Source organism: Pseudoalteromonas sp. 20-92, from assembly GCF_030847595.1.
Lineage (GTDB): Bacteria > Pseudomonadota > Gammaproteobacteria > Enterobacterales > Alteromonadaceae > Pseudoalteromonas > Pseudoalteromonas fuliginea.
The window spans coordinates 90,942-97,048 of the sequence record NZ_JANJGQ010000018.1 but is presented as its reverse complement, the minus strand read 5'-3'; the positions used below and the strand labels follow the sequence as shown (position 1 = coordinate 97,048).

At 40.9% G+C, this 6,107-nt stretch carries 6 protein-coding genes and 2 pseudogenes; 3 read left to right on the top strand and 5 right to left on the bottom strand.

Translation table 11 applies throughout. The features are described 5' to 3' along the window. Positions 1-151: 151 nt before the first annotated feature. Positions 152-913, bottom strand: coding sequence for a DUF4145 domain-containing protein (locus NRL14_RS14870; protein ID WP_306725015.1), 762 nt, complete (start codon positions 911-913; stop codon positions 152-154). Between the two features lie 253 nt (positions 914-1,166). On the opposite strand from NRL14_RS14870, the pseudogene NRL14_RS21085 reads away from it, so the two are divergent. The 3 genes and pseudogenes from NRL14_RS21085 to NRL14_RS14855 form a co-directional block, all read left to right on the top strand. Then, positions 1,167-1,489 (top strand): annotated as a pseudogene (locus tag NRL14_RS21085) (site-specific integrase). Between the two features lie 30 nt (positions 1,490-1,519). After that, positions 1,520-1,693: a tyrosine-type recombinase/integrase gene (locus tag NRL14_RS14860; protein WP_306725017.1), complete on the top strand. Its 174-nt coding sequence runs from the start codon at positions 1,520-1,522 to the stop codon at positions 1,691-1,693. 418 nt (positions 1,694-2,111) lie between these two features. Beyond that, a pseudogene (locus NRL14_RS14855) lies at positions 2,112-2,393 on the top strand (tyrosine-type recombinase/integrase); the annotation flags it as partial. A 72-nt stretch (positions 2,394-2,465) separates the two neighbouring features. Here the strand turns inward: NRL14_RS14855 and NRL14_RS14850 are convergent. The 4 genes from NRL14_RS14850 to NRL14_RS14835 are packed head-to-tail and all read right to left on the bottom strand — an operon-like array spanning position 2,466 to position 6,098. Beyond that, positions 2,466-3,236: an SDR family oxidoreductase gene (locus NRL14_RS14850; RefSeq protein WP_306725013.1), complete on the bottom strand. Its 771-nt coding sequence runs from the start codon at positions 3,234-3,236 to the stop codon at positions 2,466-2,468. 9 nt (positions 3,237-3,245) lie between these two features. Continuing rightward, on the bottom strand, positions 3,246-4,145 hold the full coding sequence (mmsB, locus tag NRL14_RS14845) for a 3-hydroxyisobutyrate dehydrogenase (RefSeq protein WP_306725012.1): 900 nt from the start codon (positions 4,143-4,145) through the stop codon (positions 3,246-3,248). Positions 4,146-4,155: 10 nt separating this feature from the next. Continuing rightward, the gene (locus tag NRL14_RS14840) at positions 4,156-5,307 is read right to left on the bottom strand and encodes an enoyl-CoA hydratase/isomerase family protein (protein ID WP_306725011.1); all 1,152 of its coding nucleotides are present in this window, start codon (positions 5,305-5,307) and stop codon (positions 4,156-4,158) included. Continuing rightward, entirely contained in the window at positions 5,307-6,098 is a 792-nt protein-coding gene (locus tag NRL14_RS14835) for an enoyl-CoA hydratase (RefSeq protein WP_306725010.1), read from the bottom strand. The genes NRL14_RS14840 and NRL14_RS14835 overlap by 1 nt, the downstream gene beginning before the upstream one ends. Positions 6,099-6,107: the final 9 nt, after the last annotated feature.

The window sequence follows — 6,107 nt, the reverse complement described above, 5'->3', positions numbered from 1 at the left end:
AGGCAATGACTACTTAGCGTCACAAGGTTTAGTGTCATTGAGAGATATTTGGATCAATATTCATTACGGGAGATGAACCGCCCATTGCGGACCCGCATGATGGGTGGTGTGGGGGCTGGAGGTTAGAGACCTCCGGCTACCCGATTATGCATTAACTCTTGGGACCTTTCGCCTTGTTAACTTTTTTAGCTAGAGCTTTTAATTTAGTAGATTTATTTTCGTATATTTCAGAGAGTATATGCTCCATTATTTCATATGCATCCATAACATCATCAGCAGTTAACTCTTTGCCTGAGTGACTGCCGGCATTACCTAGCCATTTAACCGCAATTAGTAAATCTTTAAGTTCAACATATTTGGCGGGTAAAAGGTCTATTCTTTGATGTAAATTAATTAAACGTCGTTTACCATTTGAAACTCGGTATCTATTAACATTTAAATTATTGAGCAAAGACTCAATAGCAGCTCTTACATGATTAGAAGCGGCAGAAGGCGAACTAAAAAATAATTGGAATGAGTCGTTTAATTTTTTCTTAACTTCATCAGGAGTGTTATCAGGTACAGATATTAACTTTAAATGAGGGTGAAAAAATAATGGCTTGAAAAAATCACCGTAAACTTGCTCAGGATAGCCATGCTCGTCGTGCTCTATATCCCAATCGACAAATCCTTTTCCTGTATTTGATACTGTCTCTTTGCATGAATTATTTGAACATTCTAATAAACATGAATATACAGATGAGATCCAATCAGGATCCCAAGCTTCATGATCATGTGCTTTTTTTGATAAAGATGTTTCTTCACTAAAAAATGTACCTTCTTTTATTCTCAAAAGTCCTTTTTGACAGGTAGGACATTGCCAGTCTTGTATAGCAACTATTGTAAAAGGCAATTTAAATACTTTTCTGTCCACGAAAACCTCCATATTCTGAATTTAATGCATAACAGCTTATTGAACACCACTTTGGGGGGTTATAAAACCCCAAAACGGCGTATATTACATGGCTCAATAATTCCACTAAATAACTTCAATGTAAACAAGTTATTACGCAAGTTATAAAATTATCGTTGTTAAAATACACCAAAACGACTTTTAATAATGTTATTAGACAAAACATCATTAACTGTCTATACATACAGCATCCTTTTTAATTTGAATATCGTTTATGAAATCTCTGTTTCTAACCATGATTAAAGACCAAATGTATAGCAAGCGGTATGCAAAGAGCACTATTGAAGCTTATCTTTTTTGGATAGCTGGCTATATCCGCTTTAATAATATGCAACACCAAGCTCTAAGGGAGACACCCAAGTGGAATTATATTTAAACCATTTAGTAAACTCGCAAGATGTAGCTCAAGGCAGTCAAACTCAGGCATTAAATGCATTAAGTTTCTTATATAAAGAAATAATTAAGAGCCCCCTCTCATTATCTTTAGTTTTTGTAAAAAGTGAACGCCCAAGAAAATTACCCGTTGTACTTACTTAGAAAGAGGTTTCAGCGCTATTTAAACACTGTATTGCAAAGCATTATTTAGCATGTGCACTTCTTTATGGCAGTGGTATGCGATTAATGGAGGTACTGCGTTTACGAGTACAGGATATTGACTTTGACTATAACTGCATTCGAATTTGTGATGGCAAAGGAGGCAAAAATCGTGTTGTAACCCTTGCCGTAGAGCTAACACCGTAATTGCGTTCCCAAATACAATTAGTTGATAGTTATCTACAGTTAGATCTTAAAAACCCTTTGTATTGCGGTGCGTATATGCCGCATTTGTTACGTAAAAAGTATCCAAACCACAATAGACAGCTAGGCTGGCAATATTTATTTTCATCACATAAATCAGGGCCTGTTGACCTTTCAGGATTAAAATTTGTTCAATCTAGGGGCTATTTAATCGCGGCGTGAGGTTTGTAACCTAGTGGGCTAAGTAAAAACCGAGTAACAAAGAGTAAATTGCCCCTAGACAGAACCCTTCGGGCAGCGCATGTTTGGCATTTATTCCACGTTATCGCCTATTTATGGGGAATAACACACTACATAGGCTCTGCCTTGCCTAAATACCAAACACACTGCTGCAAATTTAACCTCGAAAGATAAACAGGCCCTAAATCTTGATCCTGAGAGTAAACAGTTAAGGCGCCATCATATTGATGAAAAGCAATTACAACGCGCTGTTAAAAAAGCCGCTTTTGATGCAAATATTAACAAACACGTTACCCCACATACTTTGCGCCACTCATTCGCTACGCATTTGCTGCAAAGCGGCGCTGATATACGCACAGTACAAACACAACTAGGTCACAGCGACGTGCGTACTACACAAATATATACCCATGTACTACAACAAGGTGCTAATGGAGTTATCAGCCCTTTTTCAAGATTATAAACTCCCCGATTTAAAACAAAAAAGCACAGCCCAAAATAGCCATGCTTTTAATCAACCTTAATCCAGTTCGGTTTACAAACGAATGCCGCCGTCTATTTCAACCACACGACCGGTAAAAAAGTCGTTTTCGATTATGTATTGTGCAGTATGCGCAATTTCGTCGCTTTCGCCTAAGCGCCCTACTGGCGTTACTGCAAGCATACGTTGTTTGGCTTCGGGCTTCATGGCGTCGGTCATGGCGGTACTTATTACACCTGGTGCAATAGCGCCTACGCGTATACCAAATCGACCAAGTTCTTTAGCCCATGTGGTCGTAAGTGCCACCACGCCTGCTTTTGATGCTGCGTAGTTTGTTTGGCCTATGTTACCTGCTCGCGCTACGCTCGACATATTAACGATAACGCCGCCTTTGCCTGATTCAATCATGTGGCTTGCAGCTTCCCGCCCTGCTAAAAACACACCGGTTAGGTTTACATCAATCACTGATTGAAATTGCTCAAGAGACATTTTTTTAACGACTTTGCCATCTTTAGCTTTTATAAACATGCCGTCGCGTAAAATACCGGCGTTGTTTATAAGCACACCAATGTGGCCAAAATCGCTGTTGATGGTATTAAATACGTTTTCTACTTCGCTCTCATTTGTTACGTTTGCGGCATAACCTTTAATATTGCTGGTTACACCTTCAAGCTGCGTTAATTGCTCGCATGCGTTGTTTAATAAGTCTTGTGCCATATCTATTAAAGCAATGTTAGCACCCATAAGTGCAAACTTTTGCGCCATTGCAAAACCTAAACCTTGTGCGCCTCCGGTTATTACTACCGTGTTACTTTTAATTTCCACGCGTTGCTCCTACTTAGAAAACAGTTTAAAAATGGCACTAAAGTCATCACTACCCGCACCTTGGTGCTGTAGCATAGTGTATAAATTTTTAGCCATTGAACCCATTGGGGTTGATGAATTACTTTGCTGCGCGGCTTCCATGGCAAGGCCTAAATCTTTAGCCATTAAATCAACCATAAAGCCTGGTTTGTAATCGTTACTAGCAGGGGCTGTATCCATTACACCTGGGCAAGGGTTGTAAAGTTCAAGCGTCCAGTTACGGCCAGAACTTGCGGTCATTATGTCGCTAAGTACTTTAGGATCGAGGCCGTTATTAATACCCATTTGCAGTGCTTCGCTGGTGCCTGCCATTAAAATGCTAAGTAGCATGTTATTACATATTTTTGCTACTTGCCCTGCGCCAATATCGCCTGCATGAAATATGTTTTTACCCATATCACTCAGCACTGTATGTGCTTTATCAAACGCGGCTTTTTCGCCGCCTACAATAAAAGTAAGTGTGCCTGCGGTTGCCCCTGCAACACCGCCCGATACCGGTGCATCTACAAAGCTTATGCCTTGTTTGCCAAGTGCACTGCCTACAGTGCGTGCTGATTCTGCATCTATTGTTGAGCAATCAATTACTAATGTATTATTGTTTAGCACGTTAATTAAGCCGCTGTCGTCGTTATTTCCTAAATACAGCGATTTAACATGCTTGCCTGCAGGTAACATACTAATAAGTACGTCAGCATTGGTTGCGCACTGCTTTGCATCAATTGCTGCTTTTGCGCCTTTGCTTGCAAGTTCATTTACGACCGACTGGTTTAAATCGAACACACTCACAGTATGTCCAGCTTTAATTAAGTTAGCCGCCATTGGGCCGCCCATATTGCCTAAGCCGATAAAACCGATATTGAGTTTAGTCATCGTCTTTCCTTTATTTGTGTGTTGGTGTGTCTAAGCCATTGAGTGGGTGGTTTTCGCCAAAGCGATTAGCAAAAAAGCTGTCGATTATTGTTTGTGGTACATCACTAAGTGTTTTGTATTGCCAATTTGGCGTGCCGTCTTTATCTATTAATAGCGCCCTTACACCTTCTTGAAATTCACCTACTTCGCCAGCGCGAACCGACATACCCAGCTCCATTTTAAAACACGCTAATAAGCTTTTGCCTTTACTCGTTTTTAATTGCTCACTAACGAGTGCGCAGCTTAGTGGGCATCCGTGTTTAAGTGACTTTTGGGCGCGTTGTAGCCATTTATCATCAGTAGCTAACCCTAAAATATAATCAACTTGCTCCTGCAAGGTTGTAAATTCAACCAGCTTTTGAATCGTTTTTAAATTAGCTTTTACATTGCCTTTTGGCATACGCGCAGATTGGTTGTCTAAATCGTTTAATAACTTAGTTAAACGCTCATGATTTAAGCTTGCGGTTTTGCCCCACTTTGCAGTTAAAATTTGCGTAAGCATGGAATCATATTTAGTGCTGTCGATAAAGTGATCGGCAAGCGATACAAAACGCGCGTCGTCACAGTTAATTGATGCCGACGTTAGCCCTAAAAATAGCCCCACACTTTGTGGCATTTTATGTAAAAAGTAACTGCCGCCTACATCTGGATATAAGCCAATGGTTTGCTCTGGCATGGCAATGCGTGATGTTTCAGTTACGACGCGGTGGCTAGCACCGGCCATTAACCCTAAGCCGCCGCCCATTACTATGCCGTTACCCCAAACAAGGATTGGTTTATCAAAGGTATGAATAAGGTAGTCAAGTTTATACTCTAGAGTAAAAAACTCTTCAACTAGGCTTGTTGGTTTACCTTGCGCCATTGCATGATGAAGGCTTACAACATCGCCACCAGCACAAAATGCTTTATCGCCAGCGCCTTTTAACAACACCATTGCAATAGCATCATCGTCTTGCCAAGCTTGCAATTGCGGCTCAAGTAATTTGATCATCTCAAAATTAAGTGCATTTAACGCTTTTGGCGCATTGAGTGTAATAAGCCCTATTAAACTGCCGTTTTCTGCGGTTGCGGTTTCAAATATCACGGGCTCATCGGCGTTATTTAATAATGTTAAAGCACTCATTAGCCGTTTACCCAATTAGCGCGGCGTTTTTCTAAAAAGGCATTTACGCCCTCTTGTTGATCTTCGGTATCAAATAAACCAACAAATAATTCACGTTCAAGAGGCAATACACTTGCCATTGGTTGATGACGCCCTTTTTGAATCAATGTTTTACACGCAGCTACCGAGCTAGGGCTTTGATCAGCCACTTGGTTGGCAAGCTTTAACGCCGCTGCAAAGCTTTCGCCTTGTGGTACTACTTCTTCTACTAAGCCAATTTGCAAGGCTTTATCAGCTTTTAAGCGCTCGCCGCATAAAATCATGCGTTTTGCCCAGCCTTCGCCAACTAGCCATGCTAAATTTTGTGTGCCACCCGCACAGGGTAATAAGCCAACTTTAGCTTCAGGCAGGGCCATTTGTGCTTGTTCTTCAGCTATACGTATATCGCACGCAAGCGCAACTTCTAGCCCGCCGCCCATTGCATAACCATTAATGGCCGCAACCGACACGCCTCTAAAATTACTAAGCGCTTCAAATGCTTCACCAAATACACGCGACATATCGGCGGCTACGCCTTTATCGCCACCAGCAAATACGTTTAGGTCGGCACCAGCGCTAAAAAACTTCTCGCCTTCACCAGTCAGTACTAATGCATAAATATTTTTATTATTATTAAGCGCGTTAACGGTATTTTTTAAATCAACTAGGGTGTCTTTTGTCCAAGTGTTTGCTGGCGGGTTAGACATCGTTAAAATAGCAACATGACCTTCGGTTGTTAGTTCAATACTCGGATTAGATTTTGATTCTGACATACATTGCTC

Bases quoted from the DNA above. Each gene is read 5' to 3' on its own strand.
- NRL14_RS14835 (WP_306725010.1), bottom strand. From the start codon at position 6,098: ATGTCAGAATCAAAATCTAATCCGAGTATTGAACTAACAACCGAAGGT.
- NRL14_RS14840 (WP_306725011.1), bottom strand. From the start codon at position 5,307: ATGAGTGCTTTAACATTATTAAATAACGCCGATGAGCCCGTGATATTT.
- mmsB (WP_306725012.1), bottom strand. From the start codon at position 4,145: ATGACTAAACTCAATATCGGTTTTATCGGCTTAGGCAATATGGGCGGC.